Annotated in this window: 18 protein-coding genes and 1 pseudogene; 14 read left to right on the forward strand and 5 right to left on the reverse strand. The window is 63.9% G+C overall.

All coding sequences use genetic code 11. The annotated features are described in order from the left end of the window. Positions 1 to 130 precede the first annotated feature (130 nt). Positions 131 to 1,795, reverse strand: a complete 1,665-nt coding sequence (locus BVH03_RS09000) for an electron transfer flavoprotein-ubiquinone oxidoreductase (protein WP_075960849.1) — start codon at positions 1,793 to 1,795, stop codon at positions 131 to 133. A gap of 320 nt (positions 1,796 to 2,115) precedes the next feature. Between BVH03_RS09000 and BVH03_RS09005 the strand changes: the two genes are divergently transcribed. Together BVH03_RS09005 and BVH03_RS09010 are read left to right on the forward strand one after the other, a co-directional pair. Beyond that, positions 2,116 to 2,865, forward strand: a complete 750-nt coding sequence (locus BVH03_RS09005) for an electron transfer flavoprotein subunit beta/FixA family protein (protein WP_075960850.1) — start codon at positions 2,116 to 2,118, stop codon at positions 2,863 to 2,865. A 15-nt stretch (positions 2,866 to 2,880) separates the two neighbouring features. Then, positions 2,881 to 3,810 (forward strand): electron transfer flavoprotein subunit alpha/FixB family protein, encoded by a 930-nt coding sequence (locus BVH03_RS09010; protein WP_075960851.1) that lies wholly within the window; start codon positions 2,881 to 2,883, stop codon positions 3,808 to 3,810. Positions 3,811 to 3,868: 58 nt separating this feature from the next. Here the strand turns inward: BVH03_RS09010 and BVH03_RS09015 are convergent, their stop codons facing one another. After that, a complete protein-coding gene (locus BVH03_RS09015) occupies positions 3,869 to 4,834 on the reverse strand; it encodes an alpha/beta fold hydrolase (protein ID WP_075960852.1) in 966 nt (321 codons plus the stop codon). 98 nt (positions 4,835 to 4,932) lie between these two features. Between BVH03_RS09015 and BVH03_RS09020 the strand changes: the two genes are divergently transcribed. From BVH03_RS09020 to BVH03_RS09055, 8 genes are all read left to right on the forward strand, one after another. Then, a complete protein-coding gene (locus BVH03_RS09020) occupies positions 4,933 to 5,763 on the forward strand; it encodes an ABC transporter substrate-binding protein (RefSeq protein WP_075960853.1) in 831 nt (276 codons plus the stop codon). Between the two features lie 9 nt (positions 5,764 to 5,772). After that, a complete protein-coding gene (locus BVH03_RS09025; RefSeq protein WP_075960854.1) occupies positions 5,773 to 6,126 on the forward strand; it encodes a DUF4398 domain-containing protein in 354 nt (117 codons plus the stop codon). After that, a complete protein-coding gene (locus tag BVH03_RS09030; protein WP_075960855.1) occupies positions 6,123 to 6,932 on the forward strand; it encodes an OmpA family protein in 810 nt (269 codons plus the stop codon). The genes BVH03_RS09025 and BVH03_RS09030 overlap by 4 nt, the downstream gene beginning before the upstream one ends. Before the next feature lie 152 nt (positions 6,933 to 7,084). After that, positions 7,085 to 8,515, forward strand: coding sequence for a PLP-dependent aminotransferase family protein (locus BVH03_RS09035; RefSeq protein WP_075960906.1), 1,431 nt, complete (start codon positions 7,085 to 7,087; stop codon positions 8,513 to 8,515). A gap of 83 nt (positions 8,516 to 8,598) precedes the next feature. Further along, on the forward strand, positions 8,599 to 10,263 hold the full coding sequence (locus BVH03_RS09040; RefSeq protein ID WP_075960856.1) for a VWA domain-containing protein: 1,665 nt from the start codon (positions 8,599 to 8,601) through the stop codon (positions 10,261 to 10,263). 2 nt (positions 10,264 to 10,265) lie between these two features. Next, complete coding sequence (locus BVH03_RS09045; protein WP_075960857.1) at positions 10,266 to 10,853, forward strand: RNA polymerase sigma factor; 588 nt, start codon at positions 10,266 to 10,268, stop codon at positions 10,851 to 10,853. Beyond that, complete coding sequence (locus tag BVH03_RS09050; protein WP_075960858.1) at positions 10,850 to 11,404, forward strand: hypothetical protein; 555 nt, start codon at positions 10,850 to 10,852, stop codon at positions 11,402 to 11,404. The genes BVH03_RS09045 and BVH03_RS09050 overlap by 4 nt, the downstream gene beginning before the upstream one ends. A 111-nt stretch (positions 11,405 to 11,515) precedes the next feature. Continuing rightward, positions 11,516 to 12,031, forward strand: coding sequence for a hypothetical protein (locus tag BVH03_RS09055; RefSeq protein ID WP_256574661.1), 516 nt, complete (start codon positions 11,516 to 11,518; stop codon positions 12,029 to 12,031). Between the two features lie 248 nt (positions 12,032 to 12,279). Here BVH03_RS09055 and BVH03_RS09060 read toward each other — a convergent pair whose 3' ends face one another. The 3 genes from BVH03_RS09060 to BVH03_RS09070 all read right to left on the reverse strand — a co-directional run bounded on the left by BVH03_RS09060 (position 12,280) and on the right by BVH03_RS09070 (position 14,714). Further along, positions 12,280 to 13,035, reverse strand: a complete 756-nt coding sequence (locus BVH03_RS09060; protein ID WP_075960859.1) for a CPBP family intramembrane glutamic endopeptidase — start codon at positions 13,033 to 13,035, stop codon at positions 12,280 to 12,282. 60 nt (positions 13,036 to 13,095) lie between these two features. Further along, on the reverse strand, positions 13,096 to 13,263 hold the full coding sequence (locus BVH03_RS09065; RefSeq protein WP_075960860.1) for a DUF2897 family protein: 168 nt from the start codon (positions 13,261 to 13,263) through the stop codon (positions 13,096 to 13,098). Between the two features lie 104 nt (positions 13,264 to 13,367). Then, a complete protein-coding gene (locus BVH03_RS09070) occupies positions 13,368 to 14,714 on the reverse strand; it encodes a class II 3-deoxy-7-phosphoheptulonate synthase (RefSeq protein ID WP_075960861.1) in 1,347 nt (448 codons plus the stop codon). Between the two features lie 170 nt (positions 14,715 to 14,884). Here BVH03_RS09070 and BVH03_RS09075 point away from each other — a divergent pair, with 170 nt between their 5' ends. The 4 genes and pseudogenes from BVH03_RS09075 (at position 14,885) to pabB (ending at position 19,912) form a co-directional block, all read left to right on the forward strand. After that, a complete protein-coding gene (locus BVH03_RS09075; RefSeq protein ID WP_143485926.1) occupies positions 14,885 to 15,658 on the forward strand; it encodes a spermidine synthase in 774 nt (257 codons plus the stop codon). A 339-nt stretch (positions 15,659 to 15,997) separates the two neighbouring features. After that, entirely contained in the window at positions 15,998 to 16,396 is a 399-nt protein-coding gene (locus BVH03_RS09080) for an ester cyclase (protein WP_075960862.1), read from the forward strand. A 297-nt stretch (positions 16,397 to 16,693) separates the two neighbouring features. Beyond that, a pseudogene (locus BVH03_RS09085) lies at positions 16,694 to 18,401 on the forward strand (DEAD/DEAH box helicase). 158 nt (positions 18,402 to 18,559) lie between these two features. Beyond that, positions 18,560 to 19,912: an aminodeoxychorismate synthase component I gene (gene pabB, locus BVH03_RS09090; protein ID WP_075960863.1), complete on the forward strand. Its 1,353-nt coding sequence runs from the start codon at positions 18,560 to 18,562 to the stop codon at positions 19,910 to 19,912. The last annotated feature ends 183 nt before the right edge of the window (positions 19,913 to 20,095 follow it).

Below are 20,095 nucleotides of genomic sequence, written 5' to 3' on the forward strand. Positions count from 1 at the left end.
TTTGCCCGCGACCTTCGCCCTGGATATAACCCATAAACGACAATGCCCCTATCAACCGATAGAGGCATTGTCTTCAACTCACCCTCGGACTGCTAGGTTTTCACACAGTCTGCGAGGGAGCCTCTTTGCCTTACATGTTGGGGTAGTTGGGCCCACCAGTCCCTTCCGGCGCTACCCAGGTTATGTTCTGGGCCGGATCCTTGATGTCGCAGGTCTTGCAGTGCACGCAGTTCTGCGCGTTGATCTGGAAGCGCTTGCTGCCATCGTCGTTGGCCACCACTTCGTACACGCCGGCCGGGCAATAGCGCTGCGCCGGCTCATCGTACAGCGGCAGGTTCTTGTCGATCGGGATGCTCGGGTCGGTGAGCTTCAGGTGACAAGGCTGCTCTTCTTCATGGTTGGTGTTGGACAGGAACACCGAGCTGAGCTTGTCGAAGCTGAGCTTGCCATCCGGTTTCGGGTACTCGATCTTCTTGCAGTCGGCCGCAGGCTTCAGGCAGGCGTAGTCCGGCTTGTTGTCGTGCAGCGTGAAGGGCAGCTTGCCGCCGAACAGGTTCTGGTCGACCCAGTTGATGCCGCCGCCGATCACCGCGCCGTACTTGTGGATCGCCGCGCCGAAGTTGCGGCTGCGCAGCAGTTCGTCGTACAGCCAGCTGGCCTTGAAGCCATCGACATAGTTGCGCAGCTCGTCACCACCCTCACGGCCGGCAGCCAGGGCTTCGGCGATGGCTTCGGCAGCCAGCATGCCGGACTTCATGGCGGTGTGGCTGCCCTTGATCTTGGCGAAGTTCAGGGTGCCCAGGTCGCAGCCGATCAGCGCGCCGCCGGGGAAGACCATCTTCGGCAGCGAGTTGAGGCCGCCCTTGGCGATGGCGCGGGCACCGTAGGCAACGCGCTTGCCGCCTTCCAGGTACTGCTTGAGCACCGGGTGATGCTTGAGGCGCTGGAACTCGTCGAACGGCGACAGGTGCGGGTTGGCATAGGACAGGTCGACGATCAGGCCGACCACCACCTGGTTGTTTTCCAGATGATAGAGGAAGGAGCCGCCGGTGTTTTCGGTGCCCATGATGTCCATCGGCCAGCCGGCGGTGTGAACCACCAGACCCGGCTGGTGCTTGCTCGGGTCGATGTCCCAGATTTCCTTGATGCCGATGCCGTAGTGCTGGGCGTCGGCTTCGCTGTCCAGGTTGTACTTGTTGATCAGCTGTTTGCCGATGTGGCCGCGGCAACCCTCGGCGAACAGCGTGTACTTGCCGCGCAGTTCCATGCCAGGGGTGTAATAGCCTTCCTTCGGGTTGCCTTCGCGGTCGACGCCCAGGTCGCCGGTGACGATGCCGCGCACCACGCCGTTTTCGTCGATCAGCGCTTCCTGAGCGGCGAAGCCCGGGTAGATCTCCACGCCGAGGTTCTCGGCCTGCTGGGCCAGCCAGCGGCACAGGTTGCCCAGCGAGATGATATAGTTGCCTTCGTTGTGCATGGTCTTGGGCACGAAGAAGCCCGGCACCTTGGTGGCGCTTTCGGCATTCTTGAGCACATAGATGTCATCACCCTTGACCGGGGTGTTGAGCGGAGCGCCCAGCTCTTTCCAGTCGGGAAACAGCTCGTTCAGGGCCCGTGGTTCGAATACCGCGCCGGAGAGGATGTGGGCACCGACTTCGGAGCCTTTCTCGACCACGCAGACGCTGATTTCCTGGCCAGCCTCGGCAGCCTTCTGTTTCAGGCGACAAGCGGCGGACAGACCGGCAGGGCCGGCGCCGACGATGACGACGTCGAACTCCATAAATTCGCGTTCCACGGGCTATCTCCTCATCAAGGCTCTCTAATTTTCATGGCGGGCCGGCATCCTTCCCGAGGCACGCTCGCGCAGTATATAGCGAGCCCGGATCAGGGCCAATACAAACGTTTGTTTGAATTTTCTGTAGGCCTGTTAGAATCTGGCTACAACACGAATGGCTCGCAGCCAGTCGTATTGACCGAGTTAGGTCGTACGGTCAAGATACGGGCGGTTTTACGCTTGCCGTCTGGGCTGAAGGTCGCTTGCGTCCTGCTTGTCTGCATCACCCGCATGCTCGCTTCTGGCGACATTCTTATTCACCGGAGAGTAACGAGGAATCCATGAAGGTTCTTGTAGCTGTCAAACGAGTGGTCGATTACAACGTCAAGGTTCGCGTCAAACCGGACAACAGCGGCGTCGATCTTGCCAACGTCAAGATGTCGATGAACCCTTTCTGTGAAATCGCCGTTGAAGAGGCCGTGCGTCTGAAAGAGAAGGGCGTCGCCAGCGAGATCGTGGTGGTTTCCATCGGCCCGACCCAGGCCCAGGAGCAACTGCGTACCGCTCTGGCACTGGGCGCTGATCGCGCGGTGCTGGTCGAATCCGCCGACGAGCTGAACTCCCTGGCCGTCGCCAAGCTGCTCAAGGCCGTGGTCGACAAGGAGCAGCCGCAGCTGGTCATTCTCGGCAAGCAGGCCATCGACAGCGACAACAACCAGACCGGCCAGATGCTTGCTGCCCTGACCGGCTACGCCCAGGGCACCTTCGCCTCCAAGGTGGAAGTCAATGGCGACAAGGCCAACGTGACCCGTGAGATCGACGGCGGTCTGCAGACCGTTGCCCTGAATCTGCCGGCCATCGTCACCACCGACCTGCGCCTGAACGAGCCGCGCTACGCTTCGCTGCCGAACATCATGAAGGCCAAGAAGAAGCCGCTGGAAACCCTGACGCCTGACGCGCTGGGCGTTTCCACTGCGTCCACCGTCAAGACCATCAAGGTCGAGGCGCCTGCGGCACGTGGTGCCGGTATCAAGGTCAAGTCGGTCGCCGAACTGGTCGAGAAACTGAAAACCGAAGCGAAGGTGCTTTGAGCTAAGGAGCTTGAAATGACTATCCTGGTAATCGCTGAAAACACCAATTCCGCGCTGGCACCTGCCACTCTGAACACCGTTGCCGCTGCCCAGAAGATCGGTGGCGACATCCACGTGCTGGTCGCCGGTCAGGGCGTTGGCGCCGTAGCCGAAGCCGCCGCCAAGATCGCTGGCGTGGCCAAGGTGCTGGTCGCCGACAATGCCGCGTTCGCACACCAGTTGCCGGAAAACGTTGCGCCACTGGTCGCCGAGCTGGGCAAGAGCTACAGCCACGTGCTGGCTGCTGCCACCAGCAATGGCAAGAACATCCTGCCGCGCGTCGCTGCGCAGCTGGACGTCGACCAGATATCCGAGATCGTTTCCGTGGAAAGCCCGGATACCTTCAAACGCCCGATCTATGCTGGTAACGCCATCGCTACCGTGCAGTCGTCGGCTGCCGTGAAAGTCATCACCGTGCGTGCCACCGGCTTCGACGCCGTGGCGGCCGAAGGCGGTTCCGCTGCCATCGAGAACGTTTCGGCAGGTGGCGACGCCGGCAAGTCTTCGTTCGTCGGTGAAGAGCTGGCCAAGTCCGACCGTCCGGAGCTGACCGCTGCCAAGATCGTCGTTTCCGGCGGCCGCGGCATGCAGAACGGCGACAACTTCAAGCACCTGTACACCCTGGCCGACAAGCTCGGTGCGGCAGTGGGTGCTTCCCGTGCTGCCGTCGACGCCGGCTTCGTGCCCAACGACATGCAGGTCGGTCAGACCGGCAAGATCGTCGCACCGCAGCTGTACATCGCGGTCGGCATCAGCGGTGCCATCCAGCACCTGGCGGGCATGAAGGACTCCAAGGTGATCGTCGCGATCAACAAGGACGAAGAAGCGCCGATCTTCCAGGTCGCCGACTATGGCCTGGTAGCCGACCTGTTCGAAGCCGTACCGGAGCTGGAAAAACTGGTCTGACAGCATTTCCCGCAACGAAACAACCCGCTCATCGAGCGGGTTTTTTATTGCTTCGATGCTATCGGATTGGCGCTGTTTTGCGGGCCTGGGCCGCTTGCAGGCTCGCCTGGTCGATGAACTTCAGATAATCAGCCGCGCTTTCCTGGGGGCGCTCGAGAATCGGCGCATGACCGCAGCCCTCGATGATCACCACGCTGGCATCCTTGAGCAGCGGTTTCATGGTGTCGATGCTGGAGACGTCGATGATGCGATCCTGGTCGCCCCAGAGCAGCAGAGTAGGGGCGTCGATCCTTGGCAGCTCGGGCTCGAGTGGCAGATAACGGTCGCGCAGGTGCTCGAATACCTGCCGCTGGTGCGCGCTGTCGGCAACGGCACGTTGCGCCAGGTACTGATGAAGCCGCTCGGGCAACTGCGGCGGCGCGACGAATGGCCAGTCGAGCAGCTCGTCGAATTGCGGTGCGCTTTCCACCAGCAACGGATTGTCGCCCTGTTCTTCGAGGCGCTGGAAGAATTCGCTGCGCCGCGGTGCCGTGACCCCGGCGTTGGCGATCAGCGCCAGGCTGGTCACCTGTTCGGGATAGCGGGCTGCATAGAGCGCCGCGATATGCCCGCCCATGGAGTGGCCGGCGAGGTGCAGGCGGCGGATGCCCAGGGTGTCGACGAATGCGGCGAGGCGCTCGGTCTGGGTGCCGACGTCATAGCTGCCGTTGGGGCGGTCGCTGTCGCCGAAACCGGGCAGGTCCAGGGCGATGACGTGATAGCGCTCGGTCAGCTCCCGGGCGAACCACAGCCAGGTGCTCTTGTCGGCGCCGAAACCGTGGATGAGCAGCACGGTTTCGGCGCCCCGGGGGCCACCCTGGTAATAGCTGAACTTGAGGTCGTTCACGCTGACGCTGCGCGCGTGCAGCCCCGCGCGCCACTGCTCGACACCCTGATAGGCCGCCAATTGCGCCGCTGGCGAGAGGTATAGAGCGGTGCCCGTGGCAGCCAGGAGAACCAATACGGCGAGGATCAATTTCTTCATGCGGCGTCTTATCGCTGATTATCGAGATCGTATGAGCTAGCATGTCATGAATCTCTGGCCGGTGGATGGCCGGCCGTATCCGAATCGAGAGTGTGCCAATGGGTGTACGTGGGTTGAGCTGGGCCGGGCTGTGGGTGTGCGCCGCCATGTTGTTGGCAGGTGGTGCCCAGGCTGCCGGCAAGTGCGAGCGGCTGGTCGCCACGGGCAACCCCGAATATCCGCCTTATCTCTGGCGTGACCCGCAGAACCCGGAAAAGCTGGTCGGCGCGACGGTCGATCTGCTCAAGGCGGTCGCCAAGGACCTCGGCGTCGGCATCGACGTGATCTACGCCGGGCCCTGGTCGCGAGCCCAGGAGGAAGTACGCACCGGCCGTGTCGACATGTTGGCTGGCGCCTTCCTGACTGTGCCGCGCCTGGAGACCATGGACTTCGTGCATCCGCCCTTTCTTTCCACGCCGAGCGTGGTGTGGGTGCGCAAGGGCCACGAATTTCCCTACGCCAGCTGGGCCGATCTGCAGGGCCGTACCGGCGACACGCTGGTCAACAACAGCTTCGGCCAGGCGTTCGATGCCTATGCCCGCGACAACCTGACGCTTGAAGGCGTTTCCAGCCTCACCCAGGCGTTCCAGAAACTCTTGCTCGAACGTACCGATTACGTGCTCTACGAGCGCTATCCGGGGCAGGCACTGGCCTCGACGCTAGGTCTGCAGGACGATCTGCAGGTGCTCGATCCGCCGGTCTCCAGCGAGGGGTTGCACCTGGCGCTGTCGCACAACTCGGCCTGCAACGACGCCTGGCTGCGCGGACAGCTGGCCAAAAAAATGACAGAATTCACCGCCGCCGGCATGCCGCAAACCCTTCTGCAGCGCAACTTGCAGCGCTGGAAGGAACAACAGCCCGCACCGGCCGCCAGTGTTCCGAATCAGTAGGACGTACCCGTGATCTATCGATATACCAGCGCCGCTCTGGCGCTGCTGTTGCTTCAGGGCTGTGCCAGCGATCCCGCGCCAACCGAGCAGATGCGTTTGACCGAGCAGGTGGTCGGGCAGGCGCGTACCGTGGCTGCCGGCGCAACCGTTGCTGAACTGAGCCAGGCCGAAGACAAGCTCGCCCAGGCGCGGGCGGCCATGGAGGAGGGTGCTTACCGCACCGCGCGGGTAAAGGCCGAGCAGGCCGAACTGGACGCGCGCTTGGCCGAAGCCCGGGTGTTGACGCTGCGCAGCCAGGTGCAGTTGACCGAACTCAATCGCCGTATCGGGCGCTTGCGTGACCAACTGGGAGCGATGCCATGAGCCCGCTGCGTGATGGTGCGTTGGCGCTGCTGAGCCTGGCCATGGCCGGTTGTGCCGGTCTTGGCGACGAGCACACGGCCGAGCTGGATGCGGCCCGGACCAGCTTCCAGGCCGTGAAGGAAGACCCGCAGGTGCTGCGCAGCGCGCCCAAGGACGTGATTCGCGCTGGCGAGTCCCTTGGCCGTGCCGAACGCCTGGCAGGCTACTGGGGCAGTGCCGACGATGTCGCTCACTACGCCTACCTGAGCCAGCGCTACAGCGATATCGCCCGTGAACACGCCAAGCTCGCCCTGGACCAGGAGCGCGCCGCGCGTCTGGAGCTGGATCGCCAACGCCTGCAACTGGCACTGCGCGAGGCCAAGCTGGTCAGCGTGCAGGAACAGAATGCCTGGCTGGAAGAGCAGATCGTCAACCTGGCTACGGCGCAAACCGATCGCGGCCTGGTGATGACCCTCGGTGACGTGTTGTTCGATGCCGGCGAAGCGCGCCTGAAGACCAGTGCCAACCGTACCGTGCTCAAGCTGGTGCAGTTTCTCCAGCTCAACCCGCGTCGTACGGTGCGCATCGAAGGTTACAGCGACAGCAGCGGCAAGCGAGAAGAAAACCTGGCGCTGTCCAAAGCGCGTGCGCAGACCGTGGCCAATGCGCTGATCGACCTCGGCATCGACGCCAAGCGTATCGAGGTGCAGGGTTTCGGCGAAAGCTTCCCGGTCGCCGAAAATGCCTCGGCCAAGGGGCGTGCGCAGAACCGGCGAGTGGAGATCCTGTTCTCCGACGAGCAAGGACGTCTGGGCGCCGCGCGCTGAGTCAGTTGTCGCGAAACCCCGCCACTGGATAACAGGGCGGGGTTTTTTATGGCTTGTGAAGTGGGTGTATCGCCGAGATATTTCAGGGCTGTACCGGTACAGAAACATTTTGATGGAGTACTGTTATGGTTCAGTACCGGGAAGAGACGGCCATGACCAATCTGTTGCTTTACCAACGTATCGCTCAACAGCTGGCGGATGATATCCGCCGCGGCGTCTATCAGCCCGGTGAGCGGGTGCCCTCGGTACGCAAGATGAGCGCGCAGCTCAGCGTCAGCCATGCCACGGTGCTGCAGGCCTACGCCAACCTGGAGGATCTCGGGTTGATTCGCGCCCGCCCGCAATCCGGTTTCTACGTGCACCAGACGCCGGCACTGACCGCCGATACGCCGGACATCGCCCGAGTCGAACGGCCCGGCCTGGTGACGCGCAGCAGCATCATCAATCAGGTGCTCGGCGAGGCGCGTCGCGAAGGTGTGTTTCCGCTCGGTGCAGCGGTGCCCCACGTCGATTACCTGCCGGTGCGGGCGTTGCATCAGCAGCTCGCCAAGGTGACCCGCTTCCAGAGCCCGCGCGCCTTCAGCTACATGTTCAGCCCAGGTTTCGAGCCGCTGCGCCGCCAGGTGGCGATCCGCATGCGCGATGCCGGTGTGTTGGTCGATCCTTCCGAGGTGGTGATCACCCATGGCTGCGTCGATGCCCTGCAGATGAGCCTGCGGGTGCTGACGCGCCCCGGCGATCTGATCGCCACCGAGTCGCCGACCTACTACGGCTTGCTGCAACTGGCCGATCTGCTGGGCCTCAAGGTCATCGAGATTCCCAGCGACCCGACCACCGGGATCAGCGTCGAGGCCCTGCAACTGGCGGCCAGCCAGTGGCCGATCAAGGCGTTGGTGTTGACCGCGCGGCTGAGCAATCCCCTGGGCGGTACCATTCCCGAGGCCCGGCAGAAGCAGTTGCTGCGCCTGGCCAGCGATTTCGACATCCAGATCGTCGAGGACGATATCTACGGCGAGCTGATGTTCGAGCAGGGCCGCACCAAGGCGCTCAAGGCCAGTGATCTGGAGGGGCGGGTGGTGTATTGCTCGAGCTTCTCGAAAACCCTGTCGCCCGGCGTGCGGATCGGCTGGATCATTGCCGGCAAGTATCAGGACGAAGTGCAGCGCCTGCAGATGTTCACCACCCATTCGGCGTGCAGCGTCACCCAGATGGCGGTGGCGGCATACCTGGAGAACGGCGGCTACGACCGTCACCTGCGGTACATCCGCCAGGAATACCGCAAGAACCTCAGCGCTTTCCAGCTGGCCATCCAGCAGTATTTTCCCGAAGGCACGCAGATCACCCGGCCCAACGGCGGCTTTATTCTCTGGGTCAGCTTGCCGGCGCGGGTCAATACCAAGGACCTGCATATCAGCGCGCTGCAGCAGGGCATCAGCATCGCGCCGGGGCTGATCTTCAGCAACACCGAGCAGTTCAATCACTGCGTGCGCATCAACTGCGGCATTCCGTGGAACCGCGAGGCGGAGCGCGCGCTGATGACCCTGGGCATGCTGGCCACTCAGCTGTGTCAGGAGGCCAGCTGACGCGGCTCGCGTCGCGTTAACCCGAATCCCCGGCTGCCTGCGTCTACTGGATCGAAGCGCTCGTTCAATTCAGGAGAAGCACCATGCGCAGCCGTTCCCCGTTCGTGTCCTACAGCATTGCCGGCAGCTTTCTGCTGTCCTTGGCGGCCTGCAATGCTCCGTCTACCGACTCAGCGCCGGCCAACCCGATACAGGCTGGCGAAGCGTCCGCGGTGGGGCCGGCGATGGTCCCGGCGCCGATGATGACGCGTCTGGCCGCGCCGGCTGCCCGAGAACACTCGTACGCACCGCCGGCCGAAGCCAGCCGCGAGCAATACCAGCGCCTGGCCGCCAACCCCGTGCAGTCGGTCGCCGAGGCGCCGGTATCGACCTTCAGCATCGACGTCGACACGGGCAGCTACGCCAACGTCCGCCGGCTCCTGAACGAGGGGCGTGTGCCTCCCGCCGAGGCCGTACGCCTGGAGGAACTGGTCAATTACTTCCCCTACGCCTATCCCTTGCCCACCGGCAGTGCGCCGTTCGGGGTCGGCAGCGAACTGGCGGTCACGCCGTGGAACCCGCAAAGCCGCCTGCTGCGCATCGCCATCAAGGCGTCGGACAGGCAGGTCGAGCAACTGCCTGCCGCCAACCTGGTATTTCTCGTCGATGTGTCGGGCTCCATGGATCGTCCCGATGGCCTGCCGTTGGTGCAGAACACCCTGAAGTTACTCGTGGACCAGCTGCGTGCCCAGGATCGCGTCTCCCTGGTGGCCTACGCCGGCGACTCCAGCGTGGTGCTGGAGCCGACTGCCGGCTCGCACAAGGCGCAGATCCGGGCGGCCATCGAGCAATTGCGCGCCGCAGGCTCGACAGCGGGCGAGTCGGGCATTCAGCTGGCTTATCAGCAGGCGCAGAAGGGTTTCATCAGGGGCGGCATCAACCGCATCCTGCTGGCCACCGATGGCGACTTCAATGTGGGTGTGAGCGATTTCGAAAGCCTCAAGGCGCTGGCGGCCGACAAGCGCAAGACCGGTATTTCGCTGACCACCCTGGGTTTTGGCACGGGTAACTACAACGAGCAGTTGATGGAGCAGTTGGCCGATGCCGGCGACGGCAACTACGCCTATATCGATAACCTGCGTGAGGCGCGCAAGGTGCTGGTCGAGCAGCTCAGCTCGACCCTGGCCACCGTGGCGCGGGACGTGAAGATTCAGGTCGAATTCAACCCGGCCCAGGTCAGCGAGTACCGCCTGCTCGGTTACGAGAACCGCGCGTTGAAGCGTGAAGACTTCAGTAACGACAAGGTCGATGCGGGAGATATTGGCGCCGGGCACAGCGTGACGGCGCTCTACGAAATCGTCCCAGTCGGTAACCCCGGCTGGCTGGAGCCGCTGCGCTATGGTCAGGCGTCGCCCGCGGCATCGGCATCCGCATCGGCAGCCGGCGAGCTGGCCTGGCTGCGCATCCGCTACAAGGCACCGGAGCGCAACGACAGCCAACTGCTGGAGACTGCCATCGAAGCACCGGCGTCCGTCGCGCCAATCGCCAAGGCCAGCGAGGACCTGCGCTTCGCCGCCGCCGTCGCCGCGTTCGCCCAGCAGTTGGGCGGCGGCCGTTACACCGCTGACTTCGGCTGGGCGGCTACCGCAGCATTGGCACGGGGCAGCCGTGGCGATGATCCGTTTGGCCTGCGCAGCGAATTCGTGCAACTGGTGGAACTGGCGCAAAGCCTGCAAACTGGCGACTCCCGCACCTCCGGAGCCGAGTGAGTGTGACTGTCCATCCCTCCAATGCCGAGCCCGGCGACGCCGACCTGTTGCGTCGCTACCGGGCCGGCGACGCTGCAGCATTCACGCAACTCTACGAGCGCCATCGCCTGGGGCTGTTTCGCTTTCTGATGGGCTTGTGCGGCGATCAGGCGGTTGCCGAGGAAGTGTTCCAGGAAACCTGGATGAGCCTGATTCGCAGCGAATCGGTGCAGCGAGAAGCGGCGGTGCTGTTCAAGACCTGGCTGTATCAGATCGCCCGTAATCGCCTGATCGATCACTGGCGCAAGCAGGGCAAACGCCTGCTGCGCGAAGAGGTCTTCGACGAGCAGTTGCACGACCAGGCCATGGACGAGCCGGATCCCGAGCGGCAGCTCAGCCTCAGCCAGGACCAGGCGCGCATCCAGACGGCGCTCGCCGACTTGCCGGCCGAGCAGCGCGAGGTGTTCTTGCTGCGCGCCCACGCCGACCTTGAACTGCATGAGATTGCCGAGTTGACCCGCACGCCGGCAGAAACGGTAAAGAGCCGCCTGCGCTACGCGTTGCAGAAGATGCGCCGCCTGCTCAGCACGGCCGAAGAGGTATCACCATGAACGATCACGACGAGCCTTTGCTGCGTCACGTCCGTGAGCACAGCCGCGAGCAGCCTGGCCCCGCGCTGGACGCGCGGATCCTCGCCGCCGCTGCCGATGCGGCCGCGAACAAACGTCGCCAGCCTGAGGGCTTCTGGGCGCGGCTGCGCCACATGCTGGGTGATGCCTCGGCTAGCCACCGCTGGTCAGCGGTTCTTGGCTGCCTGGCTGTTGTGGGCGTAGGGCTCGGGCTGAGCCTGCAGACCCTCGAACAAGCGCCGAGTCGCTACGACGCACCGCCGGCCTCTATGCAGCGTCAGGCGCCCATGGCCTTGCAGGCACCTGCCAGCCCGGCATCGATGGCCGAGATGAGCGAGGCGCCGCGGGTCATGGCACGTATGGCGGCAGAGGCCGCGCCACCGTCCGCCGACGTGTTGGCGGCGCTCCGCGAGATTGCCAGCCTGCGCGAACGGGGTGAGGCAGAGTGGGCGCGGCAGCGTATCGAGCAACTGCAGGCCGAGCATCCGGGCCTGGATGTGGAGGCCGAGCTGCGCCGGCTACCAGAGCGTTAGGGGGGAATGGGCGACGGGCGGTGTAGCCGTTCGGCAGACTGGCTGGCGTTATCGCTCAGTCGTTTTAAAATGTCGTGTTACTGAGTTACATGAACCGATGCGAGGATTTCGATGCGCCATCTGTTGTTCCCGCTGTGTGTTGCCGTGCTGCTGAGTGCCTGTGGTTCCGATGAGCAGGGCAAGGATGTGCCGCGCAAGAACAGTGAGCCTGCAGTGGCCGTCGAGCCCGCCAAATCAGTCCAGCCAGTCGAAAAACCCGAACCACCAGCCGCGCAGGTCGAGCCGCCGGCCGCGGAGCCTCAGCCTGAGGCGGCGCAGAAGCCTGCGCCTGCCGAGCCGCAAAAGACTGTACAGCGCGCCAAGCCCGATAAAGCTCAAAAGGTCGCGCAAACCCCACCCAAGACCAAATTGGACCTTAGCCTGCCTCCAGAGCTGGCCGCTGCGCTCGATGCCGAGGACAAGGCTGCCACCGATGGTGTACCGCCAATCCTGCCGGCGTTCTTCGAGGAACGGAAATCCTCGCCCAATCCCTTTCAGGTCAGCGGCAAGCTGCTGACCGGCGAACTGGGCTCCGAATACTGGGATGCGGTGGAAGGTGCCGAGCTGCACTTCGAGTTTCGCCGTTAAGCTCCGAGCCGTCGCCTCTCGGAGCCTGTTCATGATCTTTGAGCCCAGCTTCGGCGACTTTGGCGGTAGGTGACGGAAGCGGCTGATCGTTCCCGTAGGCTGGACTGGTGATTATCTGTGGGAGCGGGCCATGCCCGCGAAAAATCGCGGGCATGGACTGTTTGGTCCCGTTCCCACAGTTAAAGCAACGATGTCCGCTTTTCCTTTTAGTTGCCGCTTCAAGCGCATTTAAGACTTTGAACAGGCTCTCAGGCGATACGCAGCGGGTAGCTCAATAAGGTGAAATGCAGCAGGTTGACCAGCCCATGCAGGGCGATTGCCAGGCTCAGCCGGCCGCTTACCTGCATGATCACGCCATAACCCAAGCCCGCCACAGCGGCCACGACTGCAAAGGTCGGGCTGAAGGGAATGTGCACGGCGCCGAACAGCGCTGCCGTCAGCAGCAGCCCCGGCCACACGCCCAGCCAGCGAACCAGGCGTGGCTGCAGCAGGCCGCGAAACAGCAGTTCTTCGGCCAGTACCGCGACGGCCAGATTGATCGCCAGCCAGGCGCCGAGCATATCCGGCCATTTCGGCTGCCAGGCGACCACGCCCAGCAGCACTGCCAGGCCCGGCACCGCCAGCAGCGTGATGATGAATGTTGGTGCGATCCAGGCGGGCCTTTGCTGCGGTTTCGGCGGCAAGCCCAGCCACCAGGCGAGTAGGGTGCAGCCCACCAGCAGCTTGTCCCATGACAGCCTCAGCAGGTAAGGCGCTGCATCGGCGCTGATGCGCTGCGGCTGGGCAATTTCCCAGGGCCGAAAGCCGGGCAGCAGGTGGGCTGCCAGCAGCACGCTGGCGACCACCACCAACACGCTCCACAGCCATTGAGGCAAGCATGCCGGTGCCAGTACCAGCGCGATGAACAGGCAGGCGCAAAGGAAACCGATGGGCTGGATGTAGCCCATGAGCGCACCCGCCAATAGCGGGCAGCCGGGCAATAACAGGCGGGGTAATAACGGCATTGCGCCTCCGGGGTGGAGGCGCAGTCTACAGGGCGGCGGGATCAGTTTGTGCAGGCGTGATCAGCGATCTTGCGCATCCTTGGCGGTCTGCTCGACTTCGCGTTCGTGGATGCGCTTGAGCTGCTCATCACTGAGCGGCAGCTTCTTGGCGCTGTCGCGCAACATCAGCAGGCCACCGACGATGGAGCCGATCGCCAGAATCAGGACCAACCAGGCATACCAGGGCATGTGCGACTCCTTCTATCAAGTGATGGACCTCGCCTCGATAAACGCATCGAGGCCCTGTTCTGAAGACCGCCCGTCGATTCGCTTGGTTCAGGTTAACGCGCCGCTCAGCGGCGTACCTGCTTGAGCGTTTCGGCGATCATGAATGCCAGTTCCAGGGACTGGTCGGCGTTCATCCGCGGGTCGCAGTGGGTGTGATAACGATCCGACAGGCCGGCCTCGGTGATCGGCTTGGCGCCGCCGATGCACTCGGTCACGTCCTGGCCGGTCATCTCGATATGGATGCCGCCGGCATAGCTGCCCTCGGCGTGGTGCACGGCGAAGAACTGCCGTACCTCGGCGAGGATCTGCGCGAAATCTCGGGTCTTGTAGCCACTCGACGCCTTGATGGTGTTGCCGTGCATCGGGTCGCTGCTCCACAGCACCTGGCGGCCTTCGCGCTGCACGATGCGGATCAGCCGCGGCAGGCCTGCCTCGACCTTGTCGGCACCCATGCGCACGATCAGGTTGAGGCGCCCTGGGTCGTTGTCCGGATTGAGGATGTCGATCAGGCGGATCAGGTCCTCGTCGGTCATGCTCGGGCCAACCTTGACACCGATCGGGTTGCCCACGCCGCGCAGGAATTCGACATGGGCGCCGTCCACCTGGCGAGTGCGATCACCGATCCACAGCATGTGCGCCGAGCAGTCGTAGAAACCGCCGGTGAGGCTGTCGCGGCGCACGAAGGCTTCTTCGTAGTTGAGCAGCAGCGCTTCGTGGGCGGTGAAAAAGCTGGTCTCGCGTACCTGGGCCGCGCTGTCCATGCCGCAGGCGCGCATGAAGGCCAGGGTTTCGTCGATGCGATCGGCCAGTTGGTGGTACTTGTGGGCCAGCGCCGAGTTGGCGATGAAGTCCAGGTTCCACTGATGCACCTGATGCAGGTCGGCAAAGCCGCCTTGGGCGAAGGCGCGCAGCAGGTTCAGCGAAGCGGTGGACTGGTGGTAAGCCTGCAGCAGGCGCTGCGGGTCCGGCGCACGGCTGGCCGCGTCGAAGCCGATGCCGTTGACGATATCGCCGCGGTAGGCGGGCAGGGTGACGCCGTCGAGGGTCTCGTCATTGGCCGAGCGCGGTTTGGCGAACTGACCTGCCATGCGTCCGACCTTCACCACCGGGCAACCGGCGGCAAAGGTCATCACGATGGCCATCTGCAGCAGCACCTTGAAAGTGTCGCGGATCTTCGCGGCGCTGAATTCGGCGAAGCTCTCGGCACAGTCGCCACCCTGCAGGAGGAACGCGCGGCCCTGGGTAACCTCGGCGAACTGCTTGCGCAGCTCGCGTGCCTCGCCGGCGAACACCAGGGGCGGAAAGCTGGCCAGGGTCTGCTCGACCTGGGCGAGTTTCGTGGCGTCCGGGTACTGAGGTTGTTGCTGGATGGGGTGGCTTCTCCAGCTGTCGGGGCTCCAGGGCTGACTCATGGCGGCTTCTCTCGTTGGCGATTGGCCATGGTAACCGATCACCGTGCCTGGCCGAGCATGCCGCCCGGCAAAACCGCGGCATTTAGCGCGTGACCTGAGCGCACCCCATCACCGACAATCGCCCTCTAGCCCGGCCCGAGCCGGGGAACGCGACGGTGGAGAATCTGCGCATGCCTGGCTTGCCTCCGGTGGAGGAGATGAAGGACGAAGTGGTGCTGGCCGAGGTGCATGACGCCTTCGGGGTGATCCGTGTGGTGGAGATCGGTGAGTACCGGTTTCTCGAGTTCGGCGAGGCGATCGAGCAGAGCTGCGTGTTCATCGCCGATCCCAGCTGGCTGGAATACGACTACACCCGTGCGATGTTCGTCGGTGCGCTGTGCCATGAGGCACCGGAAAGCGCGTTGTTCCTGGGGCTGGGTGCCGGCACCCTGACCCAGGCCTGCCTGCGCTTCCTGCCGCTCGACGATGTCGAAACCATCGAGCTGCGTCCTGACGTGCCGCGCCTGGCCATGCAGTACCTGGGTCTGGAAGACGATCCGCGCCTGACGGTGCGCATCGGCGACGCCATGCAGTTGCTGCCCAGCGCGGAAACCGCGGATCTGATCTTCGTCGATCTGTATACCGATACCGGCCCCGGTGTCGGCCATCTGGCCTGGCGCTTTCTCGACGACTGCCGGGCCAAGCTCAACCCAGGTGGCTGGCTGATCATCAACCAGTGGGCCGGCGATGACGGTAAACCGCTGGGCGCCGCGCTGCTGCGCGGCCTTTATCACCGCCATTACTGGGAGTGCCCGGTGGTGGAGGGCAACGTGGTGGTGCTGGTGCCGGCCGAGCTGGATCAGACGTTCGACCGCGAAGCGGTGAGCCAGCGCGCCCAGGCCCTGCAGGCACAACTCGGCTATTCGCTGCAGCCGTTGATCGACGCCATTCGGATGGCGAGCTAGGGGCTGTTCACGATCTCATGCTCGTGAAGCTGCAACTGCAAGGCAGAGGCGGTCGCCCAGCAATTGCGTGGGAGCGGCTTTAGCCGCGAGTTTTTATCAATGTAAGTAAAGAGCTCGGGGCTAAAGCCCCTTCCACTAAACCACGCATTCACCGTCTGCTTTTGCCACACTTGGCTGCCAGAATCGGCGAGCCTGGGCTGAGAGATTATGAATAGGTTCCAAGGTCGCCTCAGCCGCGGCAGGAATTAACCGCTACCGACGCTGTCCTTTTAGAGCCTCGCCGGCTCTGTGCCCCTCCTGACCCTGCGAACCCTGAAGCCCTCGCGACGGAGCCCTGTCATGACCGAACAAGACCTTCCCACGGTGTATCGCGCCTATATCGACTGCCTCAATCGGCAGGACTGGGCGAGCCTCGGGCAGTTCGTGCAGGACGATGTGGTGCATAACGGCCGGCGCGTGGGGTTGGGCGGTTATCGTGAAATGCTCGAGCGCGATTACCAGGACATTCCCGATCTGCAGTTCAACATCCGCCTGCTGACCTGCGAGGAGTCGATGATCGCCTGCCGCCTGGATTTTCACTGCACCCCGAAAGGCCGCTTTCTCGACGTGCCGGTCAATGGCCGCAAGGTGGCCTTCAGCGAAAACGTGTTCTACGCCTTTCGCGACGGCAAGGTTGCCGAGGTCTGGTCAGTCGTCGACAAGGCCGCTATCGAATCGCAGCTCACCAGCAGAGCCTGACCGTTCGATCAGAACGCAAGCGCCTGCGACATAGCGTCGCGAGCCGCTGATGCGTGCGCCTGACCCCATTTTATTGTGTGAAAAAGCGCACACGTCTGTATGAATTCCGGTATAGTACGCGCCGGCCAATTCATGGCCACGTTCAAGTAGTGCAACTCGCCCGGAAGCTTTCCGGCAGCCAGTCCGCCAAGCGGGCTATCTTGACGATTCACTTTCCACCACGTTTTCGCAAATCCCCGCCGACCAGGCTGCCAGGGTGACCCACAAGGTCCTACATGGCATGCGCAGCTTTGGAACATGGGCCTTTGCGGATGCACTCAGAGGCAGACCCATGACCCAGGAAATCGGCGGCTTCGCCGCACTCGGACTTCATTCCAATATTCTCGCCGCGCTGACCGCCGTCGGTTACGAAGAGCCGTCGCCCATTCAGTCGCAAGCCATTCCGGTGATCCTCTCCGGCCAGGACATGATCGGCCAGGCGCAGACCGGTACCGGCAAGACCGCCGCATTCGCCTTGCCGATCCTGTCGAAGATCGACCCGGCCAAGCGTGAGCCCCAGGCGCTGATTCTCGCCCCGACCCGCGAGCTCGCTCTGCAGGTTGCCACGGCGTTCGAAACCTATTCCAAGCAGATGCCTGGCCTGAACGTGGTCGCCGTTTACGGTGGCGCGCCGATGGGCCCGCAGCTCAAAGCCATTCGCCAGGGCGCACAGGTCATCGTCGCCACCCCGGGCCGCCTGGTCGATCACCTGCGTCGCGACGAGAAAGTACTGTCGACCATTCAGTATCTGGTACTCGACGAAGCCGACGAAATGCTCAAGCTGGGCTTCATGGACGACCTCGAAGTGATCTTCGAGGCCATGCCGGAAAGCCGCCAGAGCGTGCTGTTCTCCGCGACCCTGCCGCACTCGATCCGCGCCATCGCCGAGAAGCACCTGCGCGAGCCGCAGCACATCAAGATCGCTGCCAAGACCCAGACCGTCTCGCGCATCGAGCAGGCACACCTGATGATCCACGCCGATCAGAAGACCAACGCCGTGCTGCGTCTGCTGGAAGTCGAGGAATTCGACGCGCTGATCGCCTTCGTGCGCACCAAGCAGGCTACCCTGGACCTGGCCGCTGCGCTGGAAGCCAAGGGCTTCAAGGCTGCTGCGTTGAATGGCGACATCGCCCAGAACCAGCGTGAGCGCGTCATCGAGTCACTCAAGGATGGCCGTCTGGACATCGTCGTGGCTACCGACGTCGCTGCCCGTGGTATCGACGTGCCGCGCATCACCCACGTGTTCAACGTCGACATGCCGTACGACCCCGAGTCCTACGTGCACCGTATCGGTCGTACCGGCCGTGCCGGTCGCGATGGCCGTGCGCTGCTGCTGGTGACCCCGCGTGAACGCCGCATGCTGCAGGTGATCGAGCGCGTCACCGGCCAGAAGGTTGGCGAGGTCAAGCTGCCCAACGCCCAGCAGGTGCTGGATGCGCGCATCAAGAAGCTCACCAACAGCCTGGCGCCGCTGGTTGCCGACGCCGAAGCCAGCCATGGCGATCTGCTCGACCGCCTGACCGCCGACATCGGTTGCAGCCCGCGTGCCCTGGCCGCTGCGCTGCTGAAGAAGGCCACCAATGGCCAAGCCCTGGATCTGGCCAGCGTCGAGCGCGAGCAGCCGCTGGTGCCGGGCGTCGGTGGCGCACCCCGCGAGCGTCGTGAGCGTGATGGCGAGCGCAGCGGTGAGCCGCGTGAGCGTCGTGCGCCGATGCCGCTGGCCGAAGGCCGTGCACGCTGCCGCACCGCGCTGGGCGCCCGTGATGGCATCGCTGCCAAGAACCTGCTGGGCGCGATCCTCAACGAGGGTGGCCTGGCCCGTGAAGCCATCGGTCGTATCCAGATCCGCGAGAGCTTCAGCCTGGTGGAGCTGCCGGAAGAAGGCCTGGAGCGCCTGCTCGGCAAGCTCAAGGACACTCGGGTTGCCGGCAAGCCGCTGAAGCTGCGTCGTTATCGCGAAGATTGATCGGTTCGTTCAGCACTGATTCGGGGGAGCCAATGGCTCCCCCGAGTCGTTTCTGGGACCTGCAATGTCGTTCGCCAGGCCCGGAGGCGGCAATCGCCCCTAGGACGAACCTGCCAGCGGCTCTACAATCGGCCGTCCTCGTTTTCGTGATGCCTTGAATGCCTACCTGTCTTGTCCATGGCCTGCCGTATCAGGCCGATCCTGCCGTGTATTTCCAGGCGGTACGCCACGCGCCCGGTGCGATGTTGCTGGATGCCGGCCGGCCGGTGGCCGCCCGTGGGCGCTTCGATCTGCTCAGCGCCTGGCCGCTGGCCGAGCTGGCGCCGGGGCAGGGCGAGTCGGGCGCCGCGTTCTTCGCGCGCCTGCGTGAGCAGCTCGCGGCACTCGGGCTTGCCGAAATGCCACCAGGTGTCGAGCTGCCGTTCGCCGGCGGCCTGCTCGGTTACCTGGCCTACGATTTCGGTCGCCGTATCGAAGCGCTGCCTGAGCAGGCCCGTGATGACCTGGGCTTTGGCGACGCAGTATTCGGCCTGTATGGATGGGCGCTGATCAGCGACCATCAGGCGCGTACCAGCCAGTTGGTGTTCCACCCCGCGTTGCCAGCGGCCGAGCAGGCGCGCCTGCTGGCGTTGTTCGAGCAGCCGTCGGGCGAGCCCCAGGAGCAGGCGCCCTTCGCGTTGCTGGCGCCGTTTCGGGCGAATATCGACCAGCAACGCTACGCCGAGGCCATCGGCCGTATCCAGACCTACATCGCCTCGGGTGACTGCTATCAGGTCAACTATGCGCAGCGTTTCCAGGCGCCTTATCAGGGCGATGCCTGGCAGGCCTATGGCGCGTTGCGGGCGGCTTGCCCGACGCCTTTCTCCGGTTACCTGAGCCTGCCGGATGGCGGCGCCTTGCTCAGCCTGTCGCCCGAGCGCTTCATGCGTGTCAGTGGCGGGCAGGTGGAGACGCGGCCAATCAAGGGCACCCAGCCGCGCGGGCGCGACGAAAGGGAGGATGCGCACAACGCCCAGGTGCTGCTCGCCAGCCCCAAAGACCGCGCCGAGAACCTGATGATCGTCGATCTGCTGCGCAACGACCTGGGGCGCACCTGCCGCATCGGCTCGGTGCGCGTGCCCGAGCTGTTCGCGCTGGAAAGCTACCCGAACGTACATCATCTGGTCAGCGCGGTGACCGGTGAGCTGGCCGTCGACAAGGATGCGCTGGACCTGCTGCTGGGCGCCTTCCCGGGCGGTTCCATCACCGGTGCGCCGAAGATCCGTGCGATGCAGATCATCGACGAACTCGAGCCGACACGCCGCGGCCCCTACTGCGGTTCGCTGCTGTACCTGGACGTGCGCGGCGAGATGGACAGCTCCATCGCCATTCGCAGCCTGCTGGCCAAGGACGGCGTGATCAGTTGCTGGGGCGGTGGCGGTATCGTCGCTGACTCGGCCTGGCAGGCCGAGTATCAGGAGTCGGTCACCAAGGTACAGGTGCTGCTCAGTACGCTGGAACGCTTGTCTTAGAGCCTGTTCAAAGTCTTCAAGCCGAGGTTCGGCGATTTGGCAGCCAAGTGGCGGGAACGGCGATCGTTCCCATAGGATGCACTGGTTATTGGCTGTGGGAGCGGGCCATGCCCGCGATTTTTTCGCGCGCATGGCGCGCTCCCACAGGTAAATCAATGACGTCCGCTTTTTGGCCGATTCATG

The sequence above is a fragment of the Pseudomonas sp. PA15(2017) genome, assembly GCF_001945395.1.
In the GTDB taxonomy this organism is placed as follows: Bacteria; Pseudomonadota; Gammaproteobacteria; order Pseudomonadales; family Pseudomonadaceae; genus Aquipseudomonas.